Origin of the sequence: Pseudoalteromonas sp. MMG005 (assembly GCF_018101015.1) — a bacterium.
Taxonomy (GTDB): domain Bacteria; phylum Pseudomonadota; class Gammaproteobacteria; order Enterobacterales; family Alteromonadaceae; genus Pseudoalteromonas; species Pseudoalteromonas aurantia.
This window is the reverse complement of record NZ_JAGJEK010000007.1, coordinates 125,189-144,068: the sequence shown is the minus strand read 5'-3', so window position 1 is coordinate 144,068 and position 18,880 is coordinate 125,189. Positions and strand designations below refer to the sequence as shown.

Here is an 18,880-nt window from a genome sequence, read left to right as displayed (position 1 = left end):
AAAAATAGAGAACAATTAACATATGAAAAATACTTCTCAGTGTGCTTTTTTCAAATCCATTAGCCTAACCAACCTCAATATAAAGCCCCTATTAAGCTTCAAGTTCCACTTTTACACCTGTTATTTGGTGCGCTCCCGCACCAACATTATTTAGAGTTATTATTTGACTTTATTTAACAAACACAATGCAACACTAATCTATGCTTTTTTATAAAAATATCAATATCAAATAGAATCAACTTAGTTACTAACCTCACTACTTTGAGATGGCTTTCCAAAACAATACTGCTGATACTCACACAAACGCGCTATAAACCAAATAAAGACTTCCGTTTGCCCCTTTACAACGCATGCACCATTACAAATGCTATTTAGCAAGGCTTGCACATTAGTTTCACATAAACCTTTTATCATCTGAGGATCTGCAATAGACACAGTACAATACGGCAAATCAACAGAATACTCTGTTTCTAAGATTATTTTACCGCCTCTAAGCATAATCGAGATTGGAGCCTGACTTTCATGAGCAACTATCGATAACACCAACTCAGGTGCAGTTTCTATTGATGCTTTACAAACAAGCTTCAAATAAGCTGAAAAATCATTTATCCAGTTTTGAACATTTGTACTCATAGATTGAGGGTCTAAATTACTTTCACACGCTGCTATTAATGCATCTTCTGATGCCGCAAAAGCTCGATTCACCTCTTGCTCTGTCTCAATAAGTGCCTCAAGTGTGCGGTCAATATCGGCATGTGTGTGTGCTGCTGAACAAATAAACCTTAATCGTCCTCGCCCCATTTCAACAATCGGATACGTGACCGCCAGCGTTTGAATACCGCGCTCATATAGCCCTTGCACGATCGCATAGAGCTTATCTTTATCACCAAAGTGAGGGGTCACTATTGGACCATCGCCAGTGCCTAAATCATACCCAGCCTCTGTAAAGCGCTTACGCATATAACGCGTTCGGTCCCATAATTGTTCACGCAAACTATCATCAGTACGTAAGTATCTTAAAGAAGCCAGAGCAGCTGCAATATCAGCGGGGCTAATTGACGCTTGAAAAATATACGCCCGTGAAGATGACTTCAGCAGTGCAATGTGCTTTTTACTCGCAGCTATTACCCCACCAATACTTCCCAGTGCTTTACTCAGCGTTGTCATAATAAAATCAACATCATCCGTTGCACCTTGCTGTGAGCAAACACCTGCTCCAGAGTGACCATAGAAGCCAAAAGAGTGCGCTTCATCCACTAAAGTCAACGCACCATATTGTTTTGCGATTCGAACTATCTCTGCAACTGGCGCTGTCCCTTCACCCATACTATAGACACTTTCTAACACCACTAAAGTTGTATGATAAGGTGATGTTTCAGAGGCGAGCACCGACGCCAAGTCACTCGCGCTATTGTGCTGAAATGTTCTAATTTTAGCGCCACTTAAGCGCGCACCATCCACAATAGAGGCATGACAAAGCTGGTCAATAACGACCGTATCATTTTTTCCTAATATACCCGAAATAGCCCCTAAGTTAGCGGTATACCCTGTCGGAAATAGGCATGCGCTAGGCTTACCCACAAGCTCTGCAAACTCATTTTCAAATTCAACATGTTGGTCTGTCATGCCAGTCGCGGCGGCTGAAATCCCCATGCCAGTACCAAAGCGTTCTAATGCAAGAACGGCTTCATTGATTACTTTTGGATCGCGGTTTAAACCGAAGTATAAATTCGTTGACCATATAATAGCCTTCCTATCTTGTTCTTTATTATATGAATCACCAATAACCCCCGTTGCAGAGCTCCCCGTACGGAGCACTTTTCCATATGGGTTACGTTGATTATTATTGACCATGTCAGTGACTTGCTCTACCAATACACTTTTATCGGCGATACTCCAAGATGGGGCGCTCGCTGATTGAAAAGTCGGGTGACTAGATTGCAATAGCGTCTGAAATCCGGAGAGTGTTTCAAGTTTCGGATTGTTATGATCTGTCATTAAACTAGATTCAGAGGATGCTTGACTTACACTTTGATTCATTCGGTCTAGAAAAAAGTGTGTTAAAGCACGAGGGGTCGAGTATAGAACAAGGCTGTTCTGTGGTAACTTATATTCTAATTCCGCTCGTAATCGACTGAGTAACTCTAGCGAGCTTAGTGAGTCAACACCAAAACTATCAAATGGTAGGTCGCAAAGCACTTGCTCTGGTTCTGCTATATTAAGCAAACTCGCTACTTCAGTTTGAATCGTTAATAACACTGAACTGTACTCATAGCCCACTTGCGGTTTATTACTCACTTGACCGCTTGCTTCATGCTGAGCTGCTAAGCGCACAGTATTAAGATCTGGGAGGCTTTTACGATCTAACTTATCATTTGGTAAAAAAGGTAACGCACTCATCTGCATAATAAACTGAGGCACCATATATTTTGGCAATCGCTCTGACAAAAACGCCTTCACAGCCTTACTCGTTACGCTACCTTTTTGGTTTACCACATAAGCCACTAAAATTTGCTGACCAGTCCCACTATCAAGCGCAGCCGCCGCTGCTACATCTATCTCACTCATCGATTCAAGTACTGACTCTACTTCCCCTAGCTCTATCCTGAAACCTCGTATTTTAACCTGTTGATCAATACGGCCTAAAAACTCTATCTCTGCATTTTCACTCCACTGACATAAATCTCCCGTTTTATATAAGCGAGTTTCAGGTATCAGGTCAGTCGGCGTCAGAGTGACAAAACGTGACGTTGTCATATTCTCATCATTGAGATAACCCCGAGTGAGTTTACTACCAGCTAAATATAATTCACCGGGTTCACCAATCGCTGTACACTGCATTGCATCATTTAGAATATATGCCCTTGAATTTACGACAGAGCGACCAATTGTAATACGAGTAGTGTCTTCAGTAATTTCATTAATTGTAGAAAAAACAGTGTCCTCGGTCGGACCATACGCATTCATAACCCTTGGTTTAAATGCCAAGTTATGAATTTGATTTACTAGCGGCGCTTTCAAAGCTTCACCTCCAAACACCACACACCGAATACTATCGGGAAGCGTATCGGTGCCCAATAATGTTTGCATCGATGAAGGTACCATAACGCACATTTTTACTTTATCTGCATAAGGAAGTTTAGGTAGAGCCAATGCGTTATCTGCCATCAGAATAGTGCCACCAAGTGACAACGTACCGAAGATTTCCATCACCGATGTATCAAAGCACACCGAAGCGGCAGCCAATACCCCAGATAACTCCTCAGAGCTAAACAGCTCTGCCATGGCATGACTCATCGCCACCACATTGCGATGCTCAACCGCAACCCCTTTTGGTTTCCCCGTAGACCCCGAGGTATAGATCACATACGCTAAATCAGTAGGTTCTGGACCCGGAACATTATCAATGGCTTGATTTTTAATCGTATCAACATGAATGACTTCCCGTGCTATCTGGCATAGGTGCGCCATATGCTCATTTTCAACAATGGCTGCTGATGCTTTGGAATGTGACAACATATAATGGACTCGTTCTTGTGGGTATGCTGGGTCAAGGGGCACATAAGCACACCCCGCCCTTAAAACCCCCAATAAAGTAGCAATTAGATCCCATGAGCGACTCATACATACCCCGACCAAGGAACCCGACTTCACGCCTCGTTCAGCTAGCGCCGCTGCAAAAGCATCTGAGCGTGCTAGCAGCTGCTCATAACTTACCGACAAATCACCTTCTATGATCACCACTTTTTCTGGTGTAAGCTTCGCCTGCTCAGCAATCAAGCTAATAATGGTTCCACTGGGTAAAAATGTTTTCTGTGGCATATCACACAACGCTTTTGATGTATCTCTTGCTACTTCAAATTCCATGAACTTTCCTTATTGTTATTGTTGGCTATATTGAACAAATTAATCATGCCATATTATTTCGCATAGCTATGCAAGCTTTGACTTTTTAGTTTAAGAGTTGCTTTAATATTCCGTTATAATAAAACGGGTGAGGAGGCAACATTGGTTAAAACTCAAACTAGTTAAGTATGAATTAAATATAAAATAACTTTATTGATATTTTTACACTATATTTATGTCCATTTTCGCATGTATAATACTAGGAACAAAAAAAACAAATACCTGCATATTTGTTAACAATAAAAGTAACGATCGTTAGAATCAGTTACCAATGACTCCTAGGGAATGTATGTCTAAGCTTATAAAAAAATCAACAATTGCAGCTGCAGTAGGTAGTGTATTACTCACAGCGGGTGTCTCTGCTAATACTGCCAATATGGTCAGTAATTTTACCAATTTCGAGGCTGTAAAATTTGCAGCTCAAGATACGAAAAAGAATGCGCCAACATCCTATTTAATTGTGCTAAAAGCAACGTCCGCAGCAAATTTATATGCTCAGGGTACATACCAGTCAGGTGATGCACGTGCAACAATGGCGCAAATTTCACAACTTCAAGAAGCGTTAACGCTTGAACTAAACAGTTTAGACTTCAATGCAAAAGTTATTGGTCAAACACGTATTTTAGCCCCTACACTCATTGTTGAAGCGTCAAAAGAAGCGCTAGCAGCGATTGAAAAAGACGCACGCGTAGAACGTGTGTTACCTATGTTTGATTCTGAACTACACATTGCAGAATCATCTGACTACATTAAAGCAACGCCAGTACGTACTGAAGGTTTGGCTACAGGTATGGGCCAAAAAGTGGCTGTGCTTGACACTGGTATTGATTATACCCACAAAATCTTCAATGAAGCTGCCGGTACTGTTGAAGCGTATGAAGCTGCTCAAGCAGATCCAACAACGGTTGCATGGCCTCAAGGTCAAGTCAAAGGCGGTTACGATTATATGCGTAACGATGCCGATCCCATTGAGAATGATCCAGCGGTACCTACTGAAGAAAACTCACCAACAAGTCATGGTACATCGGTTTCTCACTCGGTGACAGGCATTGCACCAGACGTTGAATTGTATGTTTATTCTGTCTGTGGTGGTGGTTGTCCTAGTGCAGCACAAGCTGCGGCACTCGAGTCAGCAATGGATCCTAATGGGGATGGCGATATTTCAGACCGTGTAGATGTGATCAACATGTCTCTCGGTGGTGAGTTCGGTGATACATACACAGGCAGTGGTGTACAATACCTTATTCAACGTGCGGTTGGCTTAGGCGTGAATGTGGTCGTTTCAGCGGGTAACGATGGTGACCACCCATTTCGTATCGGTGGTCCAAGTACGACACCAAATGCACTATCAGTGGGTGCAATGACACACCCAACGTTAGAAGAAGGTATTGCATCCGGTACTGTTGCAGGTGCTGAGACGGTTATTCAAGCCGCAAGCTTTGGTCCTCAAGGCGCGTTCACGTTCAGCAACACGAATACAGAGCTTGTATATCCTGATGCAAACCAAAATGGTTGTGATGCATTTGCTGACGATGTGGACTTCACAGGTAAGGCGGTATTGATTGACCGTGGTGCATGTGCATTTACAACAAAAGTATTAAATGCACAAGCTAAAGGCGCGGCATTTGTGCTTGTTGCAAATAATAACGTAGATGGTACTCCAGCACCAATGGGTGGCAGCTCTACAGAAATCACTATCTTCTCTGTGGGTGTGAACTTCCAAGCGGGTAAAGCAATAAAAGATAAACTAGCAGCGGGTGAAACGGCTGAGTATGCAATCCAAGTAGTGATGAAGAATGTTGCTGGTGCAGTGGCAGACTTCTCATCACGTGGTCCTTCAGTGAATGGTCTATTAAAGCCAGAAATCACAGCACCAGGTGTGAACATTCAAGTTGCAGCAACGGGCACACAAGATAAAGTGGCTGGCGCAACGGGTACTTCGTTCTCAGGTCCAATGACAGCAGGTGCTGTGGCACTTGTTCGTGAAGCGTTACCAGAGCGTAATGCTTCAGAAATTAAAGCAACCATCATGAACACCGCTGATCTGAATGTAACAGTTGAAGCAACATCGGTTAACCCTGATTCACCATTGGCACCGATTAGTTTGATTGGTGCAGGTTTAGTGAATGTTGATAAAGCGGTTAAATCACCGGTTGCGGCATGGGTCTATCACTCAGAGTTTGATACTAACCAAGCGGCGTTGTCATTTGGTTTTGAAAATGTGTCAGAAGTAACGGCATACACTAAAACTGTGACATTGAAAAACTTCTCAAGCGAAGCCAAGACTTATAACCTTCGCACGCAAGCACGTTATGAAAATGATGCTGCAACGGGTGCAGTGAGCTGGGAAATGCCTGAATCTGTTACTGTACCAGCAGGTCAAACTGTTGAGTTTGATGTAACCTTGACGATTGACCCTGCTAAGTTACCACAGTGGAAACTGAAGAACCCACTTAATGCGGATGAGCTAGCTGAGCGTAGCCCAGCACTGACTTTATCTGAATTTGATGGCGCATTAGTCTTTGATGACCCAAATACTGAAGGTGACCATGATTTACACCTTGTTTATCATGCCCTACCGAAAGCACATGTTGGTTTAAAACTGAGTTATGAACGTGTTGCTGGTAATTTCAAAGTCGCATTGACTAACAATGGCTTCAAAGATATTACCCCTATGTCAGAGCAGTTAGTTGCAACGGGTACTGAAGTAAGTGAATCTGAAAAAGATTTCAACATTCTAGCCACAACATTTAACGCTGTGACGGCTGACGGATGTGATACTGGTGTGGCATTTACGGCTTCAATCATGCTGCGTGATGAGCTAACACACTTGCGTCGAGCGGGTGGTTATGCAATGAATTTAGACCTTGATAACGACGGCACGTACGACTACGCATTAGCGCAGTATAGTGATGTAGGCCGCAGTGCTATAGTACCAGGCCGCTCACGCACAATAAGTGGACCTATTGTTGATGGTGCATCACAATGGGCATTTTTATCGGACATGTATCATACCTCAGGCTCAAATACTGTCACATTCTCAGGGTGCTCAGACTTAATCGGCCTTACCAGTAGTAACCTAGGTGATACAATCACGGTTGAAGCCTCTGTAGGTTACGGTTATCAGATTGGTGCATACGATGTAACTGATACACTAACGGGTACAACCACATTCGCAACCTCTCCTGCAACATTCACAAACGCAGCGGGTGAAACTGTCGTTGAGATTAAACAAGGTGAAACAGCGTATATCAATGCTGATTCTGCATTTGCACTCACCTCTGGTGAACTTGAAGGGGTATTGTTACCTATTACTTCTTCAATGCTAAAGTATGGAAACCCATTAAAAGCCCCCGTACTGCTGCCTATGACGATTTCTGTTGCTGAAAACACCGCCGACGACACTCCGATTGGCAAACTCGTTATAACAGACCTTGAAGCTCACAAGGAAATTACTCAATACGAAATTCAATCGTCAACACATACCGCATTTGCAATTAATAAAGAGGGTGAAATTGTCGTTGTCAACTCTGACGAGCTAGACTATGAACTTGGTAATAACACCGCGAAATTAATGGTTGTTGCAACGGATATATTTGGTAATGAATCTAAAGCAACTGAAATAATCATAAACATTGAAAATGAGATTGATAGCGCAGCTGAGTATACACCACCTAAACTCTTTGCCGCTGAGTTCACAGTTGCAGAAAATACCGCAATAGACACGGTCGTAGGTCAACTAGAATTAGCTGTCCAAGAAAATACCCTTGAAGTAAAAACATATACAGTCAAGTCGTCTTCACATACTACATTGACCGTCAATAACAAAGGGGAAGTGTTAGTCGCTGGTGAACTTGATTTTGAGGCTGGTAATAACACAGCAACACTCATGGTCATTGCAGTTGACACATTAGGTAATGAATCTAAAGCCATTAAAGTGACAGTTAATATTGAGAATGTAATTGACAGTGCTGCAGAGTATACGCCACCGAAACTCATCGCTGCCGAGTTCTCTGTTGCGGAAAATACCACAAAAGATACCGTTATTGGGCAACTAAAGTTAGAAGCACAAGAAAATACCCTTGAAGTAAAAACATATACTGTGAAATCGTCTTCACATACTGCGTTGACCGTGAATAACAAAGGTGAAGTGTTAGTCGCTGGTGAACTTGATTTCGAAGCGGGTAATAACACAGCAACACTCATGGTCATTGCGGTTGATACATTAGGTAATGAATCTGAAGCGACTAAAGTAACGGTAAATATTGAGAATGTGATTGACAGTGCGGCGGATTATACCCCACCTAAACTCATTGCTGCTGAGTTTTCAGTTGAGGAAAATACAGCCACTGGTACAGTGATTGGTCAACTTGAATCGGTAACGCAAGAAAATACCCTTGAAATTGCTGAGTATTTAGTAAAGTCATCAACTAACACCGCTTTTTCAGTTAATAATAATGGCCAAATCGTTGTTGCTAATTCAGCAGTCCTTGATTTTGAAGCGGGGAACAATATCGCTACTTTGATGGTCATTGCTATCGATAAGTTAGGTAATACATCAGACCCTGCTGCCATCACAATAAATATTGAGAATGTCGTGGATACCGATGCAGAGCAGCCTGCACCTGTGCCAACTCCTACGCCAACAGTGACTCAAGCATCATCAGAGTCTTCGTCTGGCTCTCTTGCTTGGTTTGCACTTTTAGCGGCACCATTCGCGGTGCTGCGTCGTCGCAAACATAAATAAGCTTTACATGAATACTAACTTACAACGTCTGTTAATATCTGGCGTTGTAAGTTAGCCAAGGGCATTCGCCTTTATTGGCTGCAACTTCTCCATTGAAGTTTCGCTCAGTTGCTGTCAGCAAACTGACGATACCACTCACTTTCGCTGATTAAATCTTGCATCGACTCTAACTGGTCAATAAACGTGAGCCCATTTAAGTGATCTAACTCATGCTGAAAAATACGTGCAATAAAGCCTGTCAACGTTTCCTGACGCACATGACCTTGTTGATCCAAATACCGTACTGTTATCTGCTTATATCTTGGCACTAAGCCTCGCATACTTGGCACACTTAAGCACCCTTCCCAATCTTTTACCTTTTCATCTGAATAATGCAAAATCTCGGGATTAATAATCGCAGTTGGTGCCATTAGTGGCGCTTGTGGATACCGTGTATTGGGCTTTGAGCACATAATAAAAATACGCTTACTGTGATGTATTTGCGGTGCAGCAATACCCACGCCACCCGCTTCAGATACCGCCAACATCATTGTATTGATGAGTTGCTGACATTCATCACTGAGAATATCTTCAACTTCAACAGCTCGCGCCCTTAATGCTGCATGTCCGAGCTGCGCTATAGAATAGATACTGCTTTTAGTTGTACTCATTCAGGTCTCTTTTCACCCCTTTAATTACAAATATTATCAAAGTCTCAATACAAAAGTGCAAGCACCGCTTATATAAACACTGAAACAAGGCCATGTGAGGGATGTTACATACACAGGCAAGGCGGCTCTACACATCACACATTTACATATAACCGATTGATAATTAATACAATAAAATTCAACACATCATATCATATACAAATCAGCTAAACGTCAGGTCTTTTAAACACAATGCCGATACAGTGAGCTTGAGTCTTTAACCTGAAACCACGTCTTCAATATGGCTTAGCAATTGATAAGGAAGTAACATAATGAACATTAAAAATAATTGGGTAATCACTTTGGCTTGTATACTCCTCCTACTTACGGCAAATGTAAGTGGCGCAAGCTCTTTCACGTTACCCCATACACACGTAATACCAATTAAAGACACACAGCAAGACAAGCAATACGAACTGTATATAAAGTTGCCTGAGGGATATAACAAACATGAAGATACAGCTTATCCTGTCATTTATTACACCGACGCTCAGTGGCATATGGAGTTGTTATCAGGTGCGACTGCATTTCTTATGGAAAATGCCATTTTAGTTGGGATTTCCTGGCAAATAAACACCAAGGGGACATTAAAAGACAAAGAGGCCAGTGCAAGTCGTGGTCGTGATTTCTCAATAAGAGCATCAAGCGACCCCAAAGTTCAAGCCAAACATCAGCTGGGTCAAGCAAACAATCACCTAGCATTTATCCGAAACGACATCATTCAATATATCGAAAACCAATATAACGCTGACCCAAATAATCGTACCTATTTCGGCTTTTCGTTTGGTGGATTATTTGGTAGCTATATCTTAATGGCGCAGCCTGATACGTTCAAAAACTATATTCTCGGCAGTCCATCTCTTTGGCGCGATATTCCTCACTTGTTAGAGCTTGGCACTCAACATAAGCAACTCAATGCCAATGTATTCATCTCATACGGTGCGTTGGAAGATAAGTTAGGTATTCACGTCAATGAGTTTGTGGAGTTGCTGCACAAAAGAAATGATAAAAGCTTAAAATTGCAAAAAATTGTCATTGAGTCCGCAGGCCATAGCGATTCCTTTCCTATGCTCGGCGTGCGCAGTATTAGCTGGCTATCAGCACTCATCAGCGGCCAACAAAGTAAGTAACCTCAGGTTTGGATAAGGGTTTTGGAGTAGAAAATGTTTTGAAAACAAACTTACGTACAATCCAATGATGATATCTTGTTCAATATCAAGGCGCTTTTATGCAGTAATAGCGGGCTATTACAAATGAAAGCAACGCCGAGAGTGAGAAAAATAGCTTTATTGGGCAAATTCGCTTATCCAGAGCTGAGGTTAAGCTATAAAAGGCACAACTATTAACGCCGATTCAGTGTACAGCATAAATTAAGCCCCCCTATAAGGCCTATGAGACTTTAGTTTCAAAGGCCTTAATATTTGTTTATTGCCATACTATTTACGCCATAAGTTGTACTCTTAACGGCAGTGTGACCGTCTATAAATACTTTTCCTTGGCTTTGGTCACCTTTTCTAAGTAACGGCGCGATTCATCACGTGGATGCTGGTGACGAAGGCGTTTATACACACTAGACGGAGACTGTGCATTAATTTTTTGTACTGCTGTTGTACGGTTCGAATGATAGGTTTTAAACACATTACCCGCCCCCCCGTTATAGGCTGAAATAATGGTATACTCTCTGCTTTGTTGATGACTTACTCCCACAAGATAACGTGTGTTTAATATTTTCAAATACGCAGTACCAATATCAATGTTTTGTTTGGGGTTCATAAGCACTGACTTTGTGGGCTGCCCCGTGCGTTTTTTCTCTAGTTTATAGACATCTCGACCTGCTGTTGCCGGAATGACCTGCATCAGCCCATAGGCATTTGCATGACTCACGGCATAAGGGTTAAAAGAGCTTTCAGTCTCAATCACCGCGTAAATGAGTGCTGGGGCTATGTTGTATTTTTTAGCTGACGCTAACACATATTCACTGTACTTTAAATGACGCAAGTGTTTGTGGTCACGCACTAAGTTAAACCCGACATAAGATATCTTTTTATCCCCTTCAAACGTCGTTTTCAGCTTATTGGCAACTAAATAATCAGCATACCGCCGAGCCCGCCATTCGAAACGGACTAACTGACCATCTTGGTCTCGTACTTGGGGATATAAAAAAGGTTCACCTGCAACCTTAGGGGATTGGCTAGAAAAAATATCCGTTTGACTAGGGTCATCAGAAGTTAATAGTGTTTCAAATACCGCCTGTGAGAGTTTTTCACTGATTTTTTTGGTGGCAATGGTTTCAATTTTGACCCACCCTGTATCAAAATCCACAATAGCACGGGCTTGATAGTCATTGGAATACTTCACATAGCGGGTATTACTGGGCAATTCTTTATTTCCCTCACCCCACACCTGCTCAATGATTGTGTCTAAATTAGCAAGTAATTGCTGCACTTTGGCTGTATCTTGACTAATTGCTTGCTGAGAGCGCTTTACTCCTTGCACTATCGCCACGATATCATTTGGGTCTTGACTAACTTGTTTAGTCAGCTTTTTAATTTCGTTCGCAGACTGAAGATCTAACGTTGACTGACAAGACGCGACCCAAAACAACACCATCACGGCTGTCAGTGTCTTTACAACTCCTCTGTGCATATATTTGCTCTCTTAGCGCTGCAAAATGCCTTATTTTTTCATTGTAATCGATATGACATGAAATTGCGTGTCAATTACATCAAAGATAACAACAACCTGCCTTAAAAGATAATCATCGCCAGTGCGGTTTAATCCACTCCCACACAAGCTTTTTATGTTCTCTCACAGGGCACTCTCCGTATTCTGCGCTTGGCCCAAACTCAAAAAACGGGCTAGAAAAAGATTTCTGCAATTGTTCACACACATAAATATCTTCTTGCAAAAAGTTCGCAGATCCAAGCCCATGCTTATCATCATACCCAGAGTCTTTCGCTTTAACCTTTTTGTTCCAGTAACTTGCTGAGCGAATACTTTGCTTCATAAATTCTAATGCAGAACCATTCTTCATTTTTGTGCGAATGATCACTTTGCTACGATCGACAGCGACTGGGACTATCTGAAAAACAGACCATGAGGACTCAGACTCAGCTAACCCGATACCTGGAAATAGCATCGGCACCCAAGTGCCTAGTTTCTCTATCTTCGTATCGTAAATAAGTGGGTAAGGCGAGTTTTGCTTGATGTCTTGTTGATACTCTTTTGTTAATGGTTCCCAAAACCGAAAGTGCGGTCCAACAAAACCAAACTCGGCACGTTTATGATCATACATATTCAATGTGCCAACATGAAGGTGAGCTAAATGATAGTGATCAATATAATTTTCAACAACAACCTTCCAATTCGCTTCTATATCTTCAATGATAATACTGTCTTCAGGTTCAATTAATGTCTCAACTTTATGAGGCCCTAAATAAGGTACCATTGACGAAAACCATTGCTCAATTGATTGGGAGTTGGGATCTGGGTGGACCCAAATCATCCCTCGCCAAATGCCCACATTCGCTTTCTTTAAGCCATAACAACTTTTATCTAAGGCCGGAAACTCCCTGCTTGCTTTAGGCAATGATAATAGCTTCCCTTCTAAATCGTAGGCCCAATCATGATAAGGACAAACAAGTTTATTGCTTGCCTTGCCTTTGCCATCACGGAGTCTGGTGCCTTTGTGGCGACACATATTATGAAAAGCCAAAAGCTGCTCGCTTTTACCTTTAATCACCAAAATATTATTCAACCCTGCTTGCACTGTCAGATAATCACCTTCAACGTTTAAGTCTTCAACTAACCCAGCAAAAGCCCATGTAGTTGAAAAAATATGCTGCTGCTCTAACGCAAAAAACTGTGGTGAAATATAAGCATCAAGCGGTAAACCATTTTGTGTATTCATAACAACACCTTTACAACAGACCTAATCATAAGGCCAATAAGGAAATATAAAGCAGCTTGCGGCCACCACAGCCCATACAAGCATGGTAAACCAATACATCCCTGGCTCACTCTCTCTACGATATGCCTGCCAAATATACGCCTCGCCACGGATCAAATCGAATAACAGCCATAGTATTAGCACAAATCCTAACCAATAACTCCATGGTAATGTAGGCCACATACTATTTCTCCTCATCGGCATTTAAAATGCCATCTAAATCATAATCTAGCGCTGACTGCCACCCTTTGCCTGGCACAGTACAAGTATAGGTCAAGTTATTGTTCTCTTCCCTTGCCAATAAACGTATTTGTATCGATGATAACGGCTGTTCATATGCCGAGTCTGAGCGGTATGTTTGCGTTTTACTCTCAAATAAGTAGCCTCGTTTGCGATTGTTAATAGTTCCTAATGCAATCAAGTCACACTCTGTCACCTTCCCCCCTAAAATTTTAGAAATAAACGGCGTTTTCGCGCGTTGTTCTAATAGCGTAATACGGTTGAACACACCTGCTCCTGACAGCGCCGATAGGGTAATTTGTTGGCCGACTATGGGAGCCAAATCATTGTCAAATTCCATCATATAATCCACCAAACCTTGACGCGTTGAGGCATCAGGGATCCCCACTTTTCCAAAATTGAAATGACAACCATGACGCTCATTTGTTCCCGGTAAGCACCCTTTTTCGCCATTATCAAAAACCGCGCCTTTTAAAAAATTTCCGAGTTGATCTGTTGCCCCATCATGTAAAAAACCAAAGCCTCGAATTTGATCACCTTGATGTTCTTTCGTATGTGATGGTAAAAACCCCTCTCTATCAGGCAGCCCAAACATGCCAACACGGGTATATAGGTTTCTAAGCTGAGGCACTTTCAATATTTGAATCTCGCCACCATGAGCCACCTCGCCGCGAGTCCCATAAAAGCCTTGTGCATGATCAACGCCATGACACCCTTGACAATTTACCCCATCTGTACTTTCACCATTAACAGAGGTGTCTTCTGCTGCACCATCAGACCGTCGAGAACCATGAAAAAAACCAGCGCCTTTTTGGGCCGACAAAGACAGCGTATTGTCTAAATTGCGGATCGGATTCGGTGGTAATGCCACGCGCAGCATAAAATCAGCAAATGTATCGATATCTTTCTCAAGCGCAATCACGTCAGGCGATTTTTCAGTCGTATTTACTGACTCTGGCAAGCTAATATCTAACCCGAGTAAGCCTTCAAATGCGACAATAAAGTTCTTAAATGAGCTTTTTTCGTCGAGCGTTTGTTTACTATCCTCACCGAAGTAACCCACTGAACGGTCTCCCCGCCAATGCATATGTCCGTGATTACGCATCCCTCGAAGGGTTTGTGTTCCCATTGGGCCTTTCATCGCTGCAAACGACTGTAAATCCCCATTGCCATTAATAACATCGAGTAATTGACAGCTTTCATCAGCTGGTCCAACGAGCGAACACCCTAGCTCTGATATGTTTTGAGTCGGAAATGGTTGCGGATTTTTACCATTTGAGGCATCAGGATTGCCTAAATTCCAACTCAAATGATCGGTATCACCAAAAATATGGCAGCTAGCACACGAAGACTCTCCATTTGATGATGAGCGGTTGGCGTCATACAACATTGCTCGGCCCGCACTAAAATCTTGTGGCTCTAAGGTCGGCATATATAACCGTTGCTTTTCACGCTTACTATTTAAATCAATACTAACCAAACTATTATCAAAGCGTGTAAATACATACAATGCACTTTGAGCTTCATCAAGCAGCAACCCAGCTGGGCCTCCTTCAACGGAAAAATATCCCTGGCTCAATACCATAGGGTCAAACTCCTTGCCTTCATTATCCCAAAACTGGTTATTTTCTAACTGCGAAGTTGGCAATACTGCTACTTTGTTTGAACCAATAACAGCGCTATAAAGCGTTTTCCCATCTTGTGATACCGCCAGTTGCATAGGCGTCGATAAGCTATGCTGCTTAACCAAAGCATTGCCTTTAAGGTCAGTATAGTTAATATGTCGATTTAAATGCCTTGCACGCACTTCTTGCGTACTTGGAGTAATAACTGTAATACGACTTCGTGCAATGTCCCCTTGAACAGTTGATCCAGCATATGCGCCAGCCCCTTCAAAACGCGTAGCGTTATTTGCTTGTGTATTTGAAACATATACGTTGCCTGATTGGGGGTTTACTGCCAAATTAAACAAGGTTGTTCCCACATGTTTATACGCAGCACGCTGGCTTAAGGAGACAGTATCAATTGCGAACACATCTAGGTCTGGTAAGTTGAAACGAATGCCATTTGAAAAGTTTCTACCTTTACTATCTAACCACTGCTTTGTGCGGTTATCATATTTGACAATCATACTGGTCCAAGGCTGAGCAACCCCGTCTTTATTAATGCCCGGCGCCGTTCTTCCACCAGGTAAATAACCGTCCTCTAATCCGTTGGGACTGGTTAACCCATCCAATACTTGACAAGGGTAAGCTCCATATTCATCATCTTCGTAACCAGCACACATCACAGATTCATGGACAGCCGCAGTTTGATTACCCGAATTCAGCACTCCTGCATAAATCGTTTTTTGATCTGGTGTAACCGCCAAGCCACGTAGCGTATCTCCAAACAGGGACACTATTTTTATCGGTTGCCCACCCAATGTTTTCCCTAAATCATTTACGTTAAAGACCCAAATATCAGCGCGCCCTTGTCCCGTTTGATGCAATGCAGGATCACCAGCTCCATCAATATTTTTTAACGCTGGGTACAGCCTTTGCTGACCACGATGCGCTGTGGTGATAAATGCTTTATTATTCGCAAACACGATATCTCTGGGCTCATCTCCTACCAGTAACGTCCGTGTGACTTGTGCAACTGTTCGACTAAGGTCAATCACACTCACAGAGTCTGAAAGATGATTAACTACCCATGCTTGGTTTTGCATCACAGCGACTGAAACAGGCTCTAAACCAACCGTAAGCGATTGTTGATGAGTAAGCGCCCCATCAACAGATACAGTAAATATCTCGAGGCTATTATTAGATGTATTCGCGACCAATAAACGCTTGCCATCCGCTGTTTTAGCGATTGGTCTAACCGGTGCTGACTCAAAACCAATAAATTCAGACCTTGCCAAAGGGCGGGCAACAATACTTGGAGAAGCATTCATTGCTTGAACTACTGACACTATTTTTGTTTGTTCACTTGCGCCACACCCGATAAATAACATGAGTGATAGCGGCACCATTAGCTGAGTGATTCTATTCATATAGATGATTACCTCGACATATTGAATCATAAATTGTCAACCAGACAATTTATAGCTTACCTTACTCTCTTTTAAATTGTCAACATGACAATTTAAAAGAGGATCGTTATAGTAGAGTTATAAATGTAATGGGAGAGAACAATGGCAAGGCCGAGCGTAGCAGGACAACGTCGAGAAGAAATACTCGATGCACTTGAGGTTTGTATTTTAGAAAAGGGTATTCAAGCAACGTCACTAGAAAACATTGCTGAGACAGCCAAAATGAAACGCACTATTTTAAGGCATTATATTGGTAATCGTGACGACATAATTTGTTTGTTAAGTGAACGGTGGCGAGATAAATATACTCAGCAATGGCAGGAGTTATTAACATGGCTACCATCATCAAACAGAGCTGAAGCTCTCATAGATTCGCTGTTTTCTTCTCGTAGTAAAGAAAGTATCAATACCACAATCATTGGTGAGGCTTTATTTTCCGAAGCAAAAAGGCTTGCCCCTATCAAAGTCCACCAACAGCACATTATGCAGGAGTTCATTCAGCATCTTATTCATGAATTTCAAACACAATACCCTGACGCTGAATCAAAGAGAGTAGAACTTATTGCCTATGGTATTTACGCTAATTATCTTATGGCTGAGTCTTTATTACCGTTAGGTTTACTTGATGAAATTTATAAGTTCAAACAAGCATCTGTATTACTTTGTTCACAATTAACGTAAAAACGGTAAATTTTCATATTGACAATTTAAAGCTATATAACGTAAATTACACCATCTCTTCTTATATATGGTGTGTTGTATGAATCTATTTAGTGCAATATTTACAAGCGTTATTATTGTTGTTCTTTTTTGGGGGCTTGCGTTGTTTCAAGGAAATAATGCAGCCGCCCAAGAAATCAACTTAAGTCCCAGCACACAAATCATAGAGCGCAATAAAGTAACCCCTATTGATAACGAAAACGATAAAATCACGCCAGACACGATTCGTATTGCCGGCGTACGCAAGCGGATTCCACTGCATAATATCGGGCAGTTATGGCAGCACTTTAATCAACACAGTACGTTGCACCAAGCGCTTAAAAAAGCCCCTCAAAAAGTCTATGTTTTATATTCAGCGTTATCAAATAACTATCAACAAGCTGACGTAATCATAGGTTATGACATAATTAACCTAAGCCAGTTCGATAAACCCTTCACAATAGATACGCACCATTACACTGAACTATTACCTGTTGATAAATATACTGAAACTCAATTAACTAACGCTTGGAAAGAAATAGACTATAGTAAAAAAGTAGCATATGTACTTGAAGTACATGCTTTAGATCTATCTGGCAAAACAACATCAACGCAAGTGTTCGTGTCGTACAACTAGGAGCGGAGCATGGAACTTTTAACACAACTATTTACACCAAATGAAGTATGGGGCCTAGAGGCTTGGATTGATGATTGGTTTTTCGTTATCGCCATCGGCTTATTTATTGTTGAATGTCTGCGCTACGTGGTGAAAAAGCAGTTTACTAGAAATTTTTTCGGGGACAGTGTGGCCAACTTTGTTACATTGGGCATGTTTATCCTCATCGTCGCTGTTGTCGCAGCCACTTATGCGGGCATATTTTTATATACTTACAATCACTTTCGTATTACTGACCTACCACTAAATGGTTGGAGCATACTTTGTTGTATTGTAATTGCTGATCTCGCTTATTATTGGGAGCACCGCTTTTTACATAAAAACGGTTTTGGCTGGGCTACGCACACTGTGCACCACAGTTCGCCGCATTTTAATATTTCGGTAGCCTATCGCCATGGTCCACTGGACTGGTTTTTCCCACTGTTTTTTCACCTACCTTTGGCTCTGTTGGGCTTTCACCCATTTATAATATTTTTAGCCGAAATAGTCGTACAAGTGTTTCAAACCTTATTGCATACCGAGACGATAAAAAAACTACCTCGTCCTATCGAAGCAATTTTTAATACCCCCTCACATCACAGAGTGCATCATGCGACCAATAAGCAATACCTTGATAAAAATTATGCTGGTATATTCATCATTTGGGACAAAATGTTTGGCACATTCGCACAAGAAAATGAACCCGTAACCTATGGGGTTTATCCGAGGTTAAACAGCGTTAACCCACTGAAAGTGTTTTTCTCGGGTTATCTCACACTTATAAACAGGCTGTGGCATGCACCGACTTGGGGTTACAGGCTAAACTTACTGGTCAAATCGCCTACATGGGCATGGCAGCAAGAGCAAAAACAAAAAAAGTAGACTCATACAAGAGTCTACCCTTCATTGTTATGTTAGCACT

The 18,880-nt window shown here is 41.9% G+C and carries 11 protein-coding genes; 5 read left to right on the top strand and 6 right to left on the bottom strand.

The genetic code is table 11. The features are described 5' to 3' along the window. Positions 1-240: 240 nt before the first annotated feature. Complete coding sequence (locus J8M01_RS07425) at positions 241-3,867, bottom strand: amino acid adenylation domain-containing protein (protein ID WP_211057559.1); 3,627 nt, start codon at positions 3,865-3,867, stop codon at positions 241-243. Positions 3,868-4,195: 328 nt separating this feature from the next. Between J8M01_RS07425 and J8M01_RS07420 the strand changes: the two genes are divergently transcribed. Continuing rightward, a complete protein-coding gene (locus J8M01_RS07420) occupies positions 4,196-8,653 on the top strand; it encodes a S8 family serine peptidase (RefSeq protein ID WP_211057558.1) in 4,458 nt (1,485 codons plus the stop codon). Positions 8,654-8,757: 104 nt separating this feature from the next. On the opposite strand, the gene def is transcribed toward J8M01_RS07420, so the two are convergent. Beyond that, the gene (def, locus tag J8M01_RS07415) at positions 8,758-9,303 is read right to left on the bottom strand and encodes a peptide deformylase (protein ID WP_192509512.1); all 546 of its coding nucleotides are present in this window, start codon (positions 9,301-9,303) and stop codon (positions 8,758-8,760) included. A gap of 311 nt (positions 9,304-9,614) precedes the next feature. On the opposite strand from def, the gene J8M01_RS07410 reads away from it, so the two are divergent. Further along, positions 9,615-10,472 carry an alpha/beta hydrolase-fold protein gene (locus J8M01_RS07410; protein WP_211057557.1) on the top strand — a complete coding sequence of 286 codons (858 nt, stop codon included), beginning with the start codon at positions 9,615-9,617 and terminating at the stop codon, positions 10,470-10,472. Between the two features lie 349 nt (positions 10,473-10,821). On the opposite strand, the gene J8M01_RS07405 is transcribed toward J8M01_RS07410, so the two are convergent. The 4 genes from J8M01_RS07405 to J8M01_RS07390 all read right to left on the bottom strand — a co-directional run bounded on the left by J8M01_RS07405 (position 10,822) and on the right by J8M01_RS07390 (position 16,565). After that, positions 10,822-11,988, bottom strand: coding sequence for a murein transglycosylase domain-containing protein (locus J8M01_RS07405; RefSeq protein WP_211057556.1), 1,167 nt, complete (start codon positions 11,986-11,988; stop codon positions 10,822-10,824). A 112-nt stretch (positions 11,989-12,100) separates the two neighbouring features. Continuing rightward, positions 12,101-13,252, bottom strand: coding sequence for a Rieske 2Fe-2S domain-containing protein (locus J8M01_RS07400; RefSeq protein ID WP_211057555.1), 1,152 nt, complete (start codon positions 13,250-13,252; stop codon positions 12,101-12,103). 21 nt (positions 13,253-13,273) lie between these two features. After that, positions 13,274-13,474 carry a hypothetical protein gene (locus tag J8M01_RS07395; protein ID WP_211057554.1) on the bottom strand — a complete coding sequence of 67 codons (201 nt, stop codon included), beginning with the start codon at positions 13,472-13,474 and terminating at the stop codon, positions 13,274-13,276. Between the two features lies 1 nt (position 13,475). Beyond that, the gene (locus J8M01_RS07390; RefSeq protein WP_211057553.1) at positions 13,476-16,565 is read right to left on the bottom strand and encodes a hypothetical protein; all 3,090 of its coding nucleotides are present in this window, start codon (positions 16,563-16,565) and stop codon (positions 13,476-13,478) included. A 141-nt stretch (positions 16,566-16,706) separates the two neighbouring features. On the opposite strand from J8M01_RS07390, the gene J8M01_RS07385 reads away from it, so the two are divergent. The 3 genes from J8M01_RS07385 (at position 16,707) to J8M01_RS07375 (ending at position 18,840) form a co-directional block, all read left to right on the top strand. Next, on the top strand, positions 16,707-17,285 hold the full coding sequence (locus J8M01_RS07385) for a TetR/AcrR family transcriptional regulator (RefSeq protein ID WP_211057552.1): 579 nt from the start codon (positions 16,707-16,709) through the stop codon (positions 17,283-17,285). Between the two features lie 79 nt (positions 17,286-17,364). Next, positions 17,365-17,940, top strand: a complete 576-nt coding sequence (locus J8M01_RS07380) for an effector binding domain-containing protein (RefSeq protein ID WP_211057551.1) — start codon at positions 17,365-17,367, stop codon at positions 17,938-17,940. 9 nt (positions 17,941-17,949) lie between these two features. Then, complete coding sequence (locus J8M01_RS07375; protein WP_211057550.1) at positions 17,950-18,840, top strand: sterol desaturase family protein; 891 nt, start codon at positions 17,950-17,952, stop codon at positions 18,838-18,840. Positions 18,841-18,880: the final 40 nt, after the last annotated feature.